At 34.7% G+C, this 16,782-nt stretch carries 17 protein-coding genes; 9 read left to right on the top strand and 8 right to left on the bottom strand.

Going from position 1 to position 16,782, the window contains the following annotated elements:
- The first annotated feature begins 9 nt into the window (after positions 1-9).
- Positions 10-312 carry a hypothetical protein gene (locus QY321_04075; GenBank protein WKZ24763.1) on the top strand — a complete coding sequence of 101 codons (303 nt, stop codon included), beginning with the start codon at positions 10-12 and terminating at the stop codon, positions 310-312.
- Entirely contained in the window at positions 309-1,460 is a 1,152-nt protein-coding gene (locus QY321_04070; protein ID WKZ24762.1) for a reverse transcriptase domain-containing protein, read from the top strand. Before QY321_04075 ends, QY321_04070 begins: the two co-directional genes overlap by 4 nt.
- A 353-nt stretch (positions 1,461-1,813) precedes the next feature.
- Here the strand turns inward: QY321_04070 and QY321_04065 are convergent, their stop codons facing one another.
- Together QY321_04065 and QY321_04060 are read right to left on the bottom strand one after the other, a co-directional pair.
- A complete protein-coding gene (locus QY321_04065) occupies positions 1,814-2,350 on the bottom strand; it encodes a hypothetical protein (GenBank protein ID WKZ24761.1) in 537 nt (178 codons plus the stop codon).
- An 11-nt stretch (positions 2,351-2,361) separates the two neighbouring features.
- Positions 2,362-3,570, bottom strand: a complete 1,209-nt coding sequence (locus QY321_04060; GenBank protein WKZ24760.1) for an ATP-binding protein — start codon at positions 3,568-3,570, stop codon at positions 2,362-2,364.
- A gap of 313 nt (positions 3,571-3,883) precedes the next feature.
- Here QY321_04060 and uvrA point away from each other — a divergent pair, with 313 nt between their 5' ends.
- A complete protein-coding gene (uvrA, locus tag QY321_04055; GenBank protein ID WKZ24759.1) occupies positions 3,884-6,697 on the top strand; it encodes an excinuclease ABC subunit UvrA in 2,814 nt (937 codons plus the stop codon).
- 422 nt (positions 6,698-7,119) lie between these two features.
- On the opposite strand, the gene QY321_04050 is transcribed toward uvrA, so the two are convergent.
- The 6 genes from QY321_04050 to QY321_04025 all read right to left on the bottom strand — a co-directional run bounded on the left by QY321_04050 (position 7,120) and on the right by QY321_04025 (position 12,341).
- The gene (locus QY321_04050) at positions 7,120-8,175 is read right to left on the bottom strand and encodes a glycosyltransferase family protein (GenBank protein WKZ24758.1); all 1,056 of its coding nucleotides are present in this window, start codon (positions 8,173-8,175) and stop codon (positions 7,120-7,122) included.
- 9 nt (positions 8,176-8,184) lie between these two features.
- A complete protein-coding gene (locus tag QY321_04045; protein WKZ24757.1) occupies positions 8,185-9,429 on the bottom strand; it encodes a YibE/F family protein in 1,245 nt (414 codons plus the stop codon).
- Positions 9,430-9,433: 4 nt separating this feature from the next.
- Positions 9,434-10,483 (bottom strand): pyruvate kinase, encoded by a 1,050-nt coding sequence (pyk, locus tag QY321_04040; protein WKZ24756.1) that lies wholly within the window; start codon positions 10,481-10,483, stop codon positions 9,434-9,436.
- A 9-nt stretch (positions 10,484-10,492) separates the two neighbouring features.
- Positions 10,493-11,224 (bottom strand): DNA alkylation repair protein, encoded by a 732-nt coding sequence (locus tag QY321_04035; protein WKZ24755.1) that lies wholly within the window; start codon positions 11,222-11,224, stop codon positions 10,493-10,495.
- Positions 11,225-11,372: 148 nt separating this feature from the next.
- Positions 11,373-12,062 carry a hypothetical protein gene (locus QY321_04030; protein ID WKZ24754.1) on the bottom strand — a complete coding sequence of 230 codons (690 nt, stop codon included), beginning with the start codon at positions 12,060-12,062 and terminating at the stop codon, positions 11,373-11,375.
- Between the two features lie 30 nt (positions 12,063-12,092).
- Complete coding sequence (locus QY321_04025) at positions 12,093-12,341, bottom strand: hypothetical protein (GenBank protein WKZ24753.1); 249 nt, start codon at positions 12,339-12,341, stop codon at positions 12,093-12,095.
- A 119-nt stretch (positions 12,342-12,460) separates the two neighbouring features.
- Here QY321_04025 and QY321_04020 point away from each other — a divergent pair, with 119 nt between their 5' ends.
- From QY321_04020 to QY321_03995, 6 genes are all read left to right on the top strand, one after another.
- The gene (locus tag QY321_04020; protein ID WKZ24752.1) at positions 12,461-12,694 is read left to right on the top strand and encodes a hypothetical protein; all 234 of its coding nucleotides are present in this window, start codon (positions 12,461-12,463) and stop codon (positions 12,692-12,694) included.
- A 23-nt stretch (positions 12,695-12,717) separates the two neighbouring features.
- Positions 12,718-13,200, top strand: a complete 483-nt coding sequence (locus QY321_04015) for a hypothetical protein (GenBank protein ID WKZ24751.1) — start codon at positions 12,718-12,720, stop codon at positions 13,198-13,200.
- Between the two features lie 77 nt (positions 13,201-13,277).
- Positions 13,278-13,547, top strand: a complete 270-nt coding sequence (locus tag QY321_04010) for a hypothetical protein (GenBank protein WKZ24750.1) — start codon at positions 13,278-13,280, stop codon at positions 13,545-13,547.
- A gap of 142 nt (positions 13,548-13,689) precedes the next feature.
- Positions 13,690-14,790, top strand: coding sequence for an acyl-CoA desaturase (locus QY321_04005; GenBank protein WKZ24749.1), 1,101 nt, complete (start codon positions 13,690-13,692; stop codon positions 14,788-14,790).
- Positions 14,791-15,180: 390 nt separating this feature from the next.
- A complete protein-coding gene (locus tag QY321_04000; protein WKZ24748.1) occupies positions 15,181-15,663 on the top strand; it encodes a hypothetical protein in 483 nt (160 codons plus the stop codon).
- 360 nt (positions 15,664-16,023) lie between these two features.
- Positions 16,024-16,776, top strand: a complete 753-nt coding sequence (locus QY321_03995; GenBank protein ID WKZ24747.1) for a hypothetical protein — start codon at positions 16,024-16,026, stop codon at positions 16,774-16,776.
- The last annotated feature ends 6 nt before the right edge of the window (positions 16,777-16,782 follow it).

Genomic DNA, 16,782 nt, shown 5'->3' with positions numbered 1-16,782 from the left:
TACCTCATTTTGGGAATTAGGTCTGTAATTTCCCGGCGAGACAGGTGCTTGCCATGGAAGAGTCAAGCGGTTATTTTTTGCGTAGCTCTCGGCTATCGCGATACCGGAGGTACTTTTAATAACCTGTCTAGCAATGCCAATTTGTGGTTAGCCCCGCAGTCTAGCTCCACTAATGCTTGGAGACGGAATCTGAACACCACTTATTCTACGGTCAATCGTGATACGAATAATAAGGCTAACGGTTTTACCGTGCGTTGCCTTAAGGACTGGAGCGCCGACATGGGATTCTGTGTCGGCGTTTTAAATTTATGATAAAATTTTCATTGGAAGATTTATATAAGGCCTATTTTGATGCCAGAAAAAATAAGCGTTCAACTATTAATGCTTTGAATTTTGAGATTGATTTTGAAAGAAAAATACAAAGACTTTACGAAGATTTATTGTCCGGTCAATATCAAATAGGCAGAAGTATTTGTTTTGTAATTTTTTATCCGGTACAAAGGGAAATTTTGGCCTCCGGTTTTCGCGATAGGGTCGTTCATCACCTCATTTACAACTATTTAAACCCTTTATGCGAGAGACGTTTTATTAAGGATTCTTATGCTTGCCGGAAAAACAAGGGGCCTCATTTTGGAATTAAAAGAGCTGATTATTTTATTCGTTCTTGTTCGGCTAATTATACTCAGCCTTGTCATATTTTAAAACTGGATATAAAGAGCTATTTTATGTCCATAGATCGTTTTTTACTTTACAAAAAAGTTTGTTCCTTAGTAGAGAGTGGAGACTTTAGCTATGAAACCAAAAAATTTCTTTTAAACACCCTTAAAAAAATAATTTTTCATAATTATGTTGATAATTGTTTTAGGAAAGGAGGGCTTGCCAAATGGCAAAGGTTGCCGAAGGATAAAAGTCTTTTTAATGCTCCAGCTGGCAAAGGTTTACCGATAGGTAATTTAACCTCCCAACTTTTCGGCAATCTTTATTTAAATGATTTTGATCATTTTATAAAGTCATCTTTTCCCGGAATCTTTTACGCCAGATATATGGATGATATGATTTTTGTTCATCAAGATAAGGATTTTTTGTTTAAATTGATCCCTGTTTTAAAAAACTACTTGGTTAAAAATTTACTTATTAACATCCACGATAAAAAGATATATTGCCAATCAATGGATAAGGGCATTAATTTTTTGGGTTGTGTTATTAAGCCTCACAGATTATATTTAAGAACCAGAGTAAAGACCAATTTATATCGAAAAATAAGAACTTTAGACTTAAATAGTCTGGATTCTTTTATGCAAAAAAGAAAGAATTTAAGTTTAATTAATTCTTATCTTGGAACAATTTCTCATTACAATACCTTTAAGCTCCGACAAAAGGTTTGTTCGGCTATTGGTGAAGGTTTTTCAGGTAGGGTCTTCTTTAATGATAATTACACTAAAATGCTTGGTTATTTTTAATTTTTTTAGTATTCATAATAAAGTGTTATACAAACTTATTCTAAATGGTGTTATAATAATATAGATAAGTTGCCTTTCAAAAGAGTATTTTTAGCTTCAACCTTAACTATACTATAATGTTATATAAAGAGAATAATGAAAACTAAGAAAACAAGCAAACACCTCAACGATTTGAGGTGTTTAGTGGTGGGGTAGATAATAAATTATCATAATAATCAAATTATAACGCCTGCGCCTTGGGTATTATATATTGAGGTATAGGTAGATGTTGTGAATACACATCCGTTTTTTCCTGAAACAACAACTTAAATAATTTAAGTTGTTGTTTGTTGATAGAAATCATAAATTAATATTTACAATCCTTCCATCAAAGAAATGAGATTATTTAATTCCGTCACGTTGATACGTTGTATATTAAGTGTTGCTTTTGGGAAAAACTTATCATATTCACCGAGCTCAGTTCTTTTTTTCTTATTTAAATAATTGGATTCAAACTCGTTTTTACACCACGTTGAAGTTTTGTTGGAAAAAGATTGTCCAGGTCTTAAAATAGTGAGGAGTGTCGCTTCTAGGCAAGGGGAATTTTCAAGCAGCTTAATTCCCTGTCGTTTCGCTTCTGCGCGGGCTTGATCCATCTCCTTATTGCTTTTGTCATTGTCCAAAATTACGATCCTCCGATCAAAGGCACCTGGTTCGTTTATTGCACTCGTAATGATATTTGTTGCCGTACCGCCTTTGCCATTACGAATTGTCACAGTGACTCTGCTATCTCGGGAGTATAGTCCGCGCAAATATTTTAGGAACATCTCCTCGCCAAGACCCTCACCATACATCAATAAGGTTTTACTGGCACTACGACGTTTTTTCTTATAAGGATTTGTTCGCGACATAATTTTAAATATTAAATTTTCGGAACAGCTCCATACGCTCCAGCGATATATTTTGAATAATAATTATCATCAGAACGTACATCGGACACTTCATCTAAACGCCATGCCTCGCTTATGCCATTCTCATTTTTTTCGACTAATACAATTTGATACTTATCAAGTTTACTTAAGAGCATGTGACTATGGGTACTCAAAAGAAGTTGTGCGTTTTTAGGGTTGGTCTCCGGTTGTATAAACAGGTCAAATAGAGCCATCACCATTTCAGGGTGTAGATTTACATCAAACTCATCGATAATGGCGATACTGCCTTTTTCAAGGGCGGCGAGGATATTTTTCAGTAATACAAAAAGTTGCTTAGTTCCCGATGATTCGTATTGAACAGGTAAGTATTGCGTCTGTCCGTTGAAAAAGTGTGACGCCCGGACATTTAGAGAAAAACCATTTTCTTTTTTTTCTTTCCTTATTTCAAACCCACTTAAACCAAGATCAAATCGGCTAAGTAATTTCTCCGCCTCTTGTTTAAGTAAGTCGTTTTCACTAAAAAAGTTAAAAGCCTCTCCAAGTTGAGCAATTGAGTTTGGAAGCAAGTGATCACCAATCCACCCTGCCTCAATAACATTAGTTTCTATTTGCCCCCAATATGTTGCGATTGTTTGGCTTTCTGTATGATTAAGTCGAGCAGCAGTACCAATGACGCTTGCATTAGAGCGCAATAATTTTTCAAAGCCCTTTGGTAAATCGAAATTATCTCCCTCAAAATCATAACCATTTTCTTCATTGTTCCAGTTGCGAGAAAAAATCTTTTTAGTGGACTTCTTTTTTTTTGCAAAACTAGTAAGTTTTAATTCTTCAGTTAAAATCTTTTCTTTGGTAATGGTAAATGAGTAGGTATACACTTTTCCATCAACCTCAAAAACTACTGACAATTCAGTTGGCTTATTCTTTTCATCTCCAAAAGCAAACGATTGAACAACAATAGGATTCTCTGGCTTCATATTGAACGAATCAATAATCAACCATTTCAAAAACGGTAAAATTTTTAGCAAATTTGTTTTACCAGATGCGTTAGGTCCTATAACTGTTTCAACCTTTGATAGCCTTGCACCTGATTTAGCTATAAAATAACCATTGTTTTCTGGCGCATTACCATTTACTTCGAAAATAAGGGATGTTTTTTCACTAAAAGAATAGAAGTTTTTACATGAAATTGAATGAATCATATTTTTATGGGTTTTACTTTTATTACTCCACTAATTATATCCTAGCAGAAAATAGATAATATTGCAAGCTTATTCACATTAATTTGTAAATAATTGATTAAAATAGGCGTTTTATACCTATTTTTGCTATAAGCTCAATTATAATGTTCTCTGACTTCCTCTTCATCCCAAATAACACTACGCTTTTTTAAGCTTCCAATTTCTTGGTAATAAGATAATCCAAAACCTGGAACTGTTTTTTGTCTTCAGCTCTTGCTCTAATCTCTATTTACCTGTATACTGTTAACGATTGTTTTATTCTAACTTTTCTTTCATGCCCTCCAAAAAACTTAACCAGTCAATTAAGATTAAGGGTGCTCGTGTTCATAATCTTAAGAATATTGATCTGGAAATCCCTAGAGATTCTTTGGTGGTTATTACTGGCCTTTCTGGTTCTGGTAAATCATCTTTAGCTTTTGATACTATTTACGCCGAAGGACAAAGACGTTATGTTGAGTCTTTATCTGCTTATGCTCGGCAATTTGTCGGTCTAATTGATAAACCAGACGTTGACTTAATTGAAGGCCTTTCTCCGGCTATCTCCATTGACCAAAAATCTACTTCTCATAATCCTCGTTCAACCGTTGGTACGGTAACTGAGATTTATGATTATTTGCGTTTACTTTTTGCCAGAGTCGGGATTCCTCATTGTCCTAAGTGTGGTCTGGTTGTTAAACCTTATTCTTTAGATGAAATAGTCGGGCAGATAGTTTCATCTTTTTCTGGTTGCGATATTTTATTATTAGCTCCAATTGTTAAGGATAAGAAAGGTGAGCATAAAAGCGTTGTACCGACCATTAAAAGAGCCGGCTTTAGCCGAGTTCGTTTTGATGGAGTAGTCTATACTCTTGAAGAATTTGAGGATCTACCGGTAGATAAACAAAAAAGACACTGTTTGGAAATAGTGGTAGATAGATTAAAGATTACCTCAGATAAAGAAGACCTTTCTCGTTTAACCGAAAGCTCGGAAAAAACTTTGGAACTTGGTGAAGGTTTGATGTATGTTTTTGATTTAAAAAAAGAAAAGGCCACAATCTATTCTCGTCTTTTGGCTTGTGCAGATTGCGGTTTGGCACTTTGCGAGTTGGAGCCCCATAATTTTTCTTTTAACTCGCCACACGGTGCTTGTCCGGAGTGTTCTGGTCTTGGGACTAAGCTTGAAATAGATCCTATTTTAGTTTTTAACGAAAAGTTAACCGTGGCCCAGGGAGGTATTAAGCCTTGGATGCATAATAATGTTAATGGCCAAATGTGGTTAATGAAGCAATTGGGTGAGGTGGTGGTTAAAAGAGGTTTTGATCTTAACACGCCGATTAAGGATCTAACTAAAGCCCAAAAAGATTTAATATTATACGGAGATAAAATTACCGATGGTTTTGAGGGGGTTGTACCTAATTTAACTAGACGATATAGTCAAACCGAGTCGGACTATGTTAGGAAGGATATAGAGGGTTATATGAGAATTTTACAGTGTCCGGCTTGTGAGGGTCGTCGCTTAAAACCGGAAAGTTTGGCAGTTGAAGTGGCGGGTTTATCCATTGACACTATTGGTGGAAAATCTATTGGTTTAGCTAAGGATTTTTTTGCTAGTTTGGATACCTCTAAAAGTTTAACTGCTCGTGATAAAAAAATAGCTGCCCAAATTTTAAAAGAAATTAATTTACGCCTAGGCTTTTTAGTTAATGTTGGATTAGATTATCTAACTTTGTCTCGGGCTGCCAATACCCTTTCTGGTGGAGAAGCCCAGCGTATTAGATTAGCTACTCAGATAGGTTCGGCTTTAATGGGTGTTTTATATATCCTAGATGAACCTTCCATTGGTCTTCACCAAAGAGATAATGATAAGTTAATTACCACCCTCAAAGAATTAAGAGACCTGGGTAATACCGTTATAGTTGTTGAACATGATACAGCTACTATGGAAGCTTCGGATTATATTATAGACATAGGTCCTGGTGCGGGTGAACACGGTGGGCGGGTAGTGGCGGCCGGTACCCCGGCACAGGTTAAAAAAAATAGCGCTTCTTTAACTGGGCAGTATTTGGCTGGTAAAAAAAGTATTGAAGCACCCTCTGTTTATCGCCAAGGTAACGGGCAAAGCCTTAAGGTAATTGGTGCTAGATCCCATAATTTAAAAAAAATTAGTGTTGAGTTTCCTCTTGGTAAGTTAATTGCTGTTACTGGCGTTTCCGGTTCTGGTAAGTCAACTTTGGTAACAGATATTTTAGCTAAAGCTTTAACTGCCTATTTTTATAACGCTAAAGATACTCCGGGTGATCATGATCGCCTAGAAGGTTTAAGTCAGTTGGATAAGGTTATTGATATAGACCAATCACCGATCGGCAGAACACCTAGATCAAACCCAGCTACTTACACCGGAGTCTTTACTCCCATTAGGGATCTTTTTGCTAACTTACCTGAAGCTAAGCTTAGAGGTTACCAGCCCGGACGTTTTTCTTTTAACGTAGTGGGTGGACGTTGTGAGACTTGTTCTGGTGATGGAATTATTAAGATAGAAATGCAATTTTTACCTGATGTTTATGTTGAATGTGATGTTTGTCATGGTCGTCGTTACCAAAGAGAAGTTTTAGAGATACATTATAAAGATAAAAGTATTGCCGATGTACTTAATATGACAGTAGAGGAAGCTATGTTATTTTTTAAAAACATTCCGGCTATTCATCAGAAACTGGCTACGCTTTTTGAGGTTGGTTTGGGTTATATTAAATTAGGTCAAAGTGCCACCACTCTTTCAGGTGGAGAAGCCCAAAGAGTTAAGTTGGCTACCGAATTATCTCGTCGCCCTACTGGACAAACCTTATATATTCTTGATGAACCAACTACTGGACTACACTTTGAGGATATTAAAAGATTATTAACGATTATTAATCGTTTAGTGGACAGGGGTAATACGGTTATTATTATTGAACACAATCTTGATGTTATAAAATCAGTGGACTGGATTATTGATCTTGGACCCGAAGGAGGAGAGGGTGGTGGTGAGGTAGTAGCTATTGGTACCCCCAAAGAAGTTGCTCAAAATAAAAAAAGCCATACCGGCCGCTATCTTAAAGAGATAATGAAATAAAGTTTGAAGAAATAACTGAGTAAAGATAAATTATAGGAAATAGCTAGGTAATAAAGAAATAACTAAATCCTGAGAAAATAACCAAACAAAAAAGATGGTTAACTAAAGCGGGTAGGCAAGAAATTTTCATCAGAAAGAACCTAGTCGTAACCGAGTTGTTTCTGACGAAGAAATCCCCATGCTTGTCGTGCCTATCCCGCTCCAATTAATCATCTTTATATACCTTTATAATTGTTGGCGGATTAAATTACCTTTTACAGTAATTTTTAAATATAGCACACAAAATAAATGTTGTCAATACCCTTTTAAGCATCTTTTAAAAATTAGCTAATATTAAACAAAAAAAGACTTATTTTAAGAAGTCTTTTTGTTTTTTCTAAAAATTCTTATTACTGCGTGAGCTATTTTAAATTATCCCTAAATTATTTTTTCTTTTCCTCTATTTCATTAATAAGTTCATCAAATTTAGCTAAAAGTTTATAAGGAGGCTCTTTTTTTATCTTTTTAAGATTCGTTTTATAAGTTTTTAAATTTTTTAAGAATTTTTCTCCTTGGCGGGCTTTAAACTTCATGGAGTAATCTCCTAGCTTAAGTCTCTTAAGATAAATGCCGTTAATAACTTGTTCAACTTGATGATCAATAGGTAGGGCAAAGTAAGGCTTATTAAGCCAGAGCGCTTCAGAGATAAGACTTAAGCCGGCAGTGGCAATAACTGCTTGGCAGTCTTTAAGGGCGTGTAGAAATTTTTCAGGATCATGAGGAAAATATTCTATATTTTTTTCTTTAAGATATTTTGGTCTTTTACTGAAAATCTTAAAATTATATTTGGTCATTTTCTCTAACTCGGGAATAATGTAATCAAAACTGTCTGTCTGGTAAACCAGAATAAAGTTTTTATCAAGCGGTTTCATTTTTCTGACCCTTTCTCTAACCACCGGTGGAAAAAGAAAGGTTTGTTTTTTGGTTATTTTGGTTTTAAAAAATGAGGTAATCAAATACGCTTTAGCTCCCCAAACAAAAGATTTGGTTATCACCTTAGCTGCTAATAAATCTTTTTTATACTTAGTCGGTATCTTTATCTCGGTATTGGTCATTTGGTGTTGGTTATTGAAAGAGATTAGAGGTAGTCTTTGTAGGTGAGCTAGTCCGGCGGAGATTGGTTCAAAATCGGTGATAACTATTTGCGGTTTGAATTCTTTGGTTTTTTTAAAAAGCTTGGTCCACTTCTTACCTCCACTGAATATTTTATAAGCATTCTCATAAACAGTGGTTCCGTACTTTAAGATATTTTCATCATAATGCAAACCAAGTCCCGGTATTTCTATAATATCGAAATCTTTTTTCATAATAGCTAAGGCTTGTCCGTAGGTTAGAACTAAAACCTTATGACCTTGTTTTATTAAATGAGATATTACCTCATGACTTCTAGCAGAATGCCCAAAGCCTTGTCCGGCAACTCCGTAAATTATACGAGCCATATATTTTTATTAATGTTTATGTCCGCCTTCCAATTCTTCAGGGAGTACACCTGGTTTACTTAAAAAGTAGGCCGCTAAGAAAGTGGAAATTGGTACAGCTAAAATTAAAGCGCTTGAGCCAACTAGGGTACGAATTATTTCTTCAGCCACAAATTCGCTATTAAAGATTGTCCAAATCGGTTGGTACTCATTAAGCGTAAATAGTAAGAAGATTGGCAAGGAAGCTCCGGCATAAGCCAGTACCAGGGTATTGATTAAGGCGGCAATATGTTCATGGCCAACAGCCAACCCTCTTTTATAAAGCTCAAAACGACTAAGTGATCTATTGGCTTTTTTTAATTCAGCTACCACGGCAGTTTGGGCGGTGGTAATGTCATCTAGTACTCCAAGGGTACCGATAATTATTCCACCTATTAACAGTCCGCGTAAGTTAATACTTTCTCTAGCGGCTATTACAAAGTAAGCGTCTTCACTACCAAAACCAAAGAGTTTAGAAAAGAAGACAAAGATAACAGATAAGCCAATAGCTATACCCAGAGTTATAATAGTAGCTAAAAGGGCTATGGAGGTTTGTTTTCTAAAGCCGTGAGCTAAGTAAATGGATACTGAGGCGATAACGGTTGAACCGGCTAAGATAATTAAAAAAGGATTTTTACCGTCCAATATTTGTGGGACTATATAGAGAGCCAAGACCAATATACTAAAGGCTAAACCAACCAAAGAACTGGCACCTCTTAATTTACCCAACCAAATAGACAAAGCTACAAAGAATAAGGCTATCCAAATTAAGGCTTTTAGGCGGTAACGATCCACCAGGCGATAAATATTTTCTCCTTCATAGTTTATCATTTTAGATACCACTACCGTATCTCCGACTTTTAACAGTTGTCCCGGAGAAGCTTTGGGGTAAAGTCCGGTGGTGGTTACTATTTCTTCTCGGCCCTCTTCGCTACCGTCAATAAATTCAAGTAAAAGAGTTTGAAAATAATGGGCTTCATAGTCTTCATTAATGGGCCCTTCTTCTATAACCTTTTTAACTTTGGCTTTAAAAAATTCTTCAGGCAAGGGTTTTGAATAATCTATTTCATTTTCCGATTCATTTTCATTTTCAGATATATCTATTGAGAAAGTGTTTTCTTCTTGTTGGGTTTCTTGTTCTTGTGCCTCTTGTTCTTGGGCTTTTAGCCAAGAAGGAGAAAATAAAATAATCGTTAAAATAAAAAGGCAGGCGGTTTTTTTTAGTACTTTAGACATAGCCTTAATTTAAATTAAAAATTTCTTTAAAGCGGTTAGCCCAACCAAGATGAGAATCGGTGCGGTCTGCTATTTTTTTCATGGTTTGTACAACTTTATCCGGATGAACACCAATAGCGGTTTCTTCGGATAACATCACCGCGTCGGCGCCGTCAAAGATGGCGTTGGCAATATCTGCTACCTCGGCTCTGGTGGGACGAGGATGCTTAGTCATTGAAAGAAGCATCTCGGTGGCTACAATGGCCGGTTTATTATGCCAATGGGCTCTGGCGATTAGATGTTTTTGGATAATCGGTAAATCTTCTAACGGAGTTTCAATGCCCAAATCTCCTCTGGCAATCATAATACCATCTGAGGCTAAGATTATTTCTTCAATATTTTTTAGAGCCTCAGCTCTTTCTATTTTAATAATCAAGCGAGGAGTCTTTTGTTTATTGTATTTCTTAATAAAGTTCCTTACTTTGATTATTTCTTTAGCTGATTCAACAAAAGACAAAGCAATAGCCTCAACTCCTTCCTCTAAAGCGAATTTAATGTCTTTAAGATCTTGGGCGGTGGGATTATTTTTAGCCAAAGAAGTTTGTGGGAGGTTAATGCCTTTACGGGATAATAAGAGTCCGGAGTTTTCTGCTCGGGCTTTAAAGTAGTCTTTACCTTTACCAATGGTTGTCATAACAATCTCTCCATTACCTAAAAATATTTTATCACCCTTTTTAATTTGTCTGATAATTAAATTATTATCTACCGGTATTTCTCGGTTATTTATTTCAGCCTTAAATCTTTTAAAATAATAAATTTCTCCAATAGTGATTGGCAGAGGTTTTTTAAGTTTTCCGATTCTTAGCCTGGGTCCTTGAAGATCCTGCATGATTATTAGTTTCTTGCCGGTCTTTTTTCTGATTTTTTTAACCGCTTGTTTAACCCTAAGGTATTGTTCACGATTGGCGTGTGAAAAGTTTATACGTAAACAGTCTGCACCATTTAAGGCCATTTTTTCAATAGTTTTTTCGTTATCTGAGGCAGTGCCGATAGTGGCGATAATGGAAGTTTTCATAAGTTTAAGTTATTTTTTAAGCCAAGCTTGTCTTTCTTTTTTACTCATTTTTTCAATGGCATAACGTAACATAGTACGAGGCATTATAAAAGAATATTTTTTAAGAAAGTCTATTAAAGTTTTTTTATCTCTTTTGCCAACCTCTCTAAGCATCCAACCGGTAGCTTTATGGATAAGGTCTTCCTTCTCTTTATTTTTTATTATTTTTTCAGCTGCTTTTATAATTAGCGAAAAATTGTTCTCTTTAATAGTTTTATATGTCCCGACAATCGCCACCCTTCTGTACCAGAGATTGGAAGATTCAAGAAGTTTTATAAAAAGCTTTTTATTTTTAGCAAGTCTCTCTCCCAGGATTTGATGAGCTGAAGAGTCCACTAAGTCCCAATTATTTACCTTATTTAGGTTTTTAAGATAAAAGTTTTCCAAAAATATTTTTTCCTCTTTATTCGCTTGTTTATAATAATTATTTAAGATTATTAAGGCAACAAGTCTTTCTTCATGCCAAGGAGATAATAAAAGCTTATTAAGCTCTTTTATTTTTGGTTTGGACTTAGCAGCGATTTCTCTAACTTTCGGCACCCTAATTCCTAGAAATTTATCCCCATGCCCATATTGACCGGGAGATGTTTTAAAAAAACTTAAGGCTTTAGAAGCCATTTTTTTATTTGCTAATCGCTTAAGTGCTGAACTTATATTGCTAGCTGAAATTAACTCCTTTTCTTTTAATTTTTTATTAACCATAACCTATTATTATGTTTGTATTATAGCAAAAGACCAGCTATTAAGCCAGTGTGAATCTTTAAAATAAAAAACATGACCAAAGCTTGGACATGTTTTTTGTTTCTTAGATTTTATCTTTATTCTATCTTAAATCTTATATTAAAGATCTTTACCTTAAAGAAGCGGCTATGTTTTTAGCGATCTCGGCATTACTTTCGTTGGTGGGGTAAACGATAAAGGCAATAATTGGGTCTTCTTCAAACATAACTGCGTAAAAAGTTCTATCTGAGTTTTCAACAAAGGCATTTGGTCCAAAAGACTCTTCTTTTTGATTCATGGTTATAGTGTAGCCTGTTAATCCTCCTAAAGTAGCTAACTCTTCTTCATTAATTTTTTCCGGACAGCTAATAGAAACTCCGGCTCCATCAGCATCGCAAAATAGAGGAATCTTTTCCATAATAAATTCTTGGAAATCCATGTTTGCGTCCTCCTCCTCTGCTTTAATAACCCTTATTTCAACCAAACCATCTACTAATTCATCAATCCCTGAACCACTGATAAAGCCAACAGTTAAAGTGTCTTCGTTATATTCTTTAATTTGCAGATTTTTAGGGTAGCTGAAGGTTAAATCAAGTTCGTCTAAATTATAATCTGTTAAAGTCTGTTCTTCTTGTTCATTTAGGCTTTCTTTTTGTCTTTCTATTTTTTCTTTAGATCTCTCAAACCCCACGCTTGATTCGGTGATAAATCTGATTTGTTCCGTAAAGAAGAGATATGCACCTAGACCAACCAAAAAGGCCGTTAAGGCGATGGTTAAGACTAGAGTAATTAGAGAACATTTTTTCTCATGGTTTTTCATATAGTTATTTTATTAGTTATTTATATAAGTTTAATTATAATCTTGTTTAGTTTCCATGGTATCCCTTAGCCATTTCTCAGCCTCCAGCCATTTTTCATTGGGAACTTTCTCTTCCCCTTCTTGGGTAAAAAGCTTTATATAGCTGTTAATAGTGGGTATTTCCTCGTCGTTTCTACCCCAGGCTGTAAACATTTGTCCGGCTTGATGTAGTTCTATAATAATTTTATTTTTTCTTTCTGGTGTTACTTTTTCTTCTTTTGGTTTTTCAGGGCTAAACATAGAATACATTACTAAGCGGTTAATTAACTATCTTAATTATATATTAGCTTGATTTTTTTAGCAAATAATGCTTATAATGATAAGATACAGGTTCATTAAAAAAAGGAGAAAATATTAAAATGGATGTAAAGAGATTTAAAGCGTTTTATTTTCAAATTGCACCATTCTTGTCTGTCCCGGTAATTTTCTTTTTCGGTATTTCTTTGCTAGCCAGTTCGGTTAGTAGTTCTTTTTATTCGCTTCTTACACCAGTAGTAATTTTTCTACTGCCTTATTTTATTCTGAAGTTAAAAGAAGGATTCTTTTTTGCCAGAAGAGAATTTTATAAAAATAATAAATATAAAGTAAAATAAACCAAACCAAAAAGGGAGAAAAAATGGCACAGGTTAATAATGGTACTAAAAAAGTTATTATTTTCGCGGTAGATCTTTGTGAAAAAAAACACCGCACCGGAGAGATCAAAAAAATTCAAATAAATAATGATTTTTTTGAAATTCTTTCAGAGCAGGCAAAAGATAAAAAATCTCTAGTTTGCTTAAATGGGAAACAAGTAGTGCCACAAGTCTATGAAAAAATATTAGCTTGTGGAAACAATTTGTGTGAGGCTAAATCTAAAAAAGATAAAGATTTAGACAACTTAATATCGTTATTAAACAAGGGCTTTGTTGTTTTTGTTTTAAACAATAATAAAGCCTTTAGGTTTGCCAGGGCGGTAAAAAGTATGTTGATTGATTTTAAGATTTATGCCAATATTCCATTACGGGTATATGAAAATGGAAGTAGAAGATATACAGTGGTACCTAAGGTGGTAGATGGGTGGAAGTTACACTCATTAAGATGGCAGCAAAATAGTAAGTGAAGTAATAAGTAAGAGTGTAAAAATTTTGGGAAACCTTGTGTTTCCCTTTTTAATTTTCGTTAATTATTTTTTAACTTTTGGCTTTTTGGTTTATTTTAAAACTACTGGGAGCTAACTTTTCAGCTGGTTCTAGTAGCTTTATTTATGGTGTTACCTATCCGTTTACTACACCATTCCTAAGTGTCTTTAATACTACGCGGGTTGAGGGAAATATTTTTGAATGGACGACGATTTTGGCAATGCTTGTATATTGGCTCATTGCTTGGGGTATTGTTAAAATATTTTTCATGAGCAAAACTGTGTCAACACCTGAGGCTGGAGTTAAATTGGAGGAGCAAGATAAGTAGTAAGAAATATAGTGATATGAAAAAAGGGCCGAAAGGCTCTTTTTTATATACAGGATTATGGTATTATTATAATGTGCTATAATAAAAGAACTGTAGATCTTTAATAATTTAAAAATTCAAAAAAAATAAAAGGACCAGATCCATGCAACAACAGTACAAAATTAAGTTCAGGGGAACAGCTAGAGAAGCTGAGTTCTGGGAAGTATTAGTTAAAAGGGTTGATGGTTATTTTGAAACAAATAACCTAAGCGAGAAAGGTAATATTGGATTACGCATAAAAAGTGGCGTTATGTTGTCTTTGTATCTATTTCCATACTTAGCGCTGATCTTATTTGAGATTAACTCCTGGGTGGCTGCTTTAGGTTTAGTTTCGGTCATGGGGCTGGGTAAAGCGGGCATTGGCATGAGTATAACTCATGATGCCTCGCACGGGGCATATTCAGAGTCAACGAGGGTAAACAGATGGATGAGTCGACTAGTTTGGTTGATTGGTAATAATGAGAAAAGCTGGGAAATACAGCATAATTATTACCACCATACTTTCACCAATCTTGAGGGTCAAGACGAGGATCTCGGGACTCAAGGAATTATGGTTTTTTCAGAACATGCCAAAGTTAGAAGATGGCATAAATGGCAACATCTTTATGCTTGGCCTCTCTATTCACTGTTGACGATTACCAAGCTATTTGGTGAGATCTTTCGTATCTCTGTTTATGCCAAACAGGGACTGCCGAAAAGCTTTCATCCAAACAAGGTAGTTGAATATTGGAAATTATTTTTCATAAAGACTATCTATTTGTTCTTTATGATAGTCCTACCGACTATGGCAACAAGTTTTACTTGGTGGCAAGTCTGTATCGGGTTTCTAGTGATGCACGCAGTCGCAAGTTTTATCCTTTCAATTGTGTTCCAGTTGGCACATATAGTTGAGGGGGCGGAGCAACCCGAAGTAGTAAATGGCACAGTTAACCGGAAGTGGCCTGTTCATGAGTTGGCTTCCACAGCCAATTTTAAAACCACGGTTTGGTTTCAGTGGTTCATTGGATGCCTCAATCACCAAATTGAGCATCATTTATTTCGTCATATCTGCCATGTTCATTACCCGGCAATTTCAGTGATTGTGAGGGACACGGCAGAAGAGTTTGACTTGGAATACAAGTTAAACTCATCGTTCATTGAGGGAGTTAAATCCCATTATCGTCGATTAAAAGAATTAGTAGGAGGAAAAAATAAAGGTGATTAGCAAATCTAATCACCTTTTAATTTACTAAAATTCTTATTCCCTCAGTTTTATCGATTTTTATTTGGTTTATAAATTTATTCTCCAATTTTCCAAATACCCTTTTCTAGGAAGGCTTCAATAGTTTGGCGGTTGGCTTTATTGATCAAGTTTGAGTGAGAAATTTTGTGGTGCTTTGCATAATTTTCACTATTTTGTAAACTATAATCGTGAAAAATTGTCTTTTTTCTTGTATTTTCACGATTTTCTATAGTAATAGGGATTTGCTATATTAATTGCACTTCAAGCTTGAATTCAGCGAAGATGATTGACAAACTAAGAATAAGGTTATAAGGTATAGGAAATCATTTTTTAAAAATTTAACTTTAAAAACCAAAAAATAAGGAGCTAGTAATGAAGAAAAAAATAACAGTGGTGGTTAAAAGTGCACGCCACCAAATTGAGTATTATATTTTCACTTTCTTGATAAAAGAAACTAATAGAATCGGGCTAAGGAAAATTGAAAAGGAGTTTTATATCAAGCATTCCAAGAGTCATTCAGTCCCACGTGGTAAACACCATGAAATTGAAATTATTGAGCCCAACATGGTTCTTCAGAAAAATCATGAAAAGATTCATTTTCATTTATCGGCAAAAGATGATAAGCCGTATATTTGTTGGACAAGACGTGTCCCTAATATGGATAGAGCTTTAGATATTATAACAATATGGTCAGCCGGAACGGTATACACCATGAAAAATAATATTGGCTTTGAGAAGCTCTCTAGTAATGATGATCTAGATAATGATATCTTTGAAAATGTAATGAATAAATTAAAAAGATATTATAAGATAACAGTTGAGACTGTCCTTGAGGAAATCTACTCTCGTGTTTAACTAATTTCAGACCCTAAAACAGAGCTACGAAAAGTAGTTTGTCGAAGAAGATGAAATTAAAGAGTAACTTTAATTAGGTGATCAATAAAATGATCACCTCTTTTTATATTCGTTTCTTATTAAAGTAAAAACAAAAATATTTCTAAACTAGAAGTGTTTTAAAATAGATAAGCCTTGTAATATGTTTAGAACTTTAGTTAAAGAAGGGTGGTTTTTAAACTGGATTTTGCATGCATTAATTACGCTCCAAACTTGAAGTCAGCATAACAACTATTGACATAAATTTTATAATATGATATAATGATATATTAAAGTTTAGGTAAAGAAAATTAAAAAATAATAAAAAAGAGGAGCTCAAAAATGACTTCAAAAAAGAAGGTCGCAGTCAAGATCGCTAAGGTCGCACTGTTCGCTTTTTTCCTGATTCATGTTGGTTTTTTCAGTTTACTTGATGCTTCTCATAGAGATGAACATCTGGAAGAAAAAGCAAAACTGGAAATATTGGGAAAAAGATTTGATACAAAATCGCAGCAGCTGATTAAAAACAACGCGAGCATTGAAGAAATACAAGCGGCTGCGAAGAAATATAGACAAGAAATAGAAGAAATAAAAAGTCATCGTACAGAAGCTTTTGCGATGCTGAGTAGTATAGAAACCAAGGAAGCGTTATCATGGTTATTGAGTGCATATTTGTATTTACTGTCATGGTTTGCTTGCTTGTTCTTGATTTGGTTCTTCGAAGGTTTTGAAGAGCACAAAATTTTTCTCGCTAATTCATTGAGTTTAATTATCAGTGTTATTCTCTATCCAATCGTAGCGATTCGTATTGCTTATGTGTGGCTGGATGAAAAGAAAAATGTTGATGATGTTACAAAAGTAAAACAAAGATTCTTTAAAATGTTGTCTGATGATGACATTGAAAGAATACAGCGTTTTGCTCGAGATTGTTTGCATGATGTTACACAAGAGCCAAGAAGTATAGAAAGAGGCTTGAGGCAGTTTCCATTCTTAGTGGAACGCTGTTTAGATGGATTTGTTATGGAGGTTGATCATGTTCCTGATACGTTAGCGGTTGTTGAGTTAACTAACTGGAATATTAAACCAAAAAAATAAAACATA

The organism is Patescibacteria group bacterium, from assembly GCA_030583705.1.
Classification (GTDB): Bacteria; Patescibacteriota; Patescibacteriia; order Patescibacteriales; family Patescibacteriaceae; genus Patescibacterium.
Note: the sequence above shows the minus strand (reverse complement) of the source record. Positions and strands in the feature narration are given on the sequence as shown.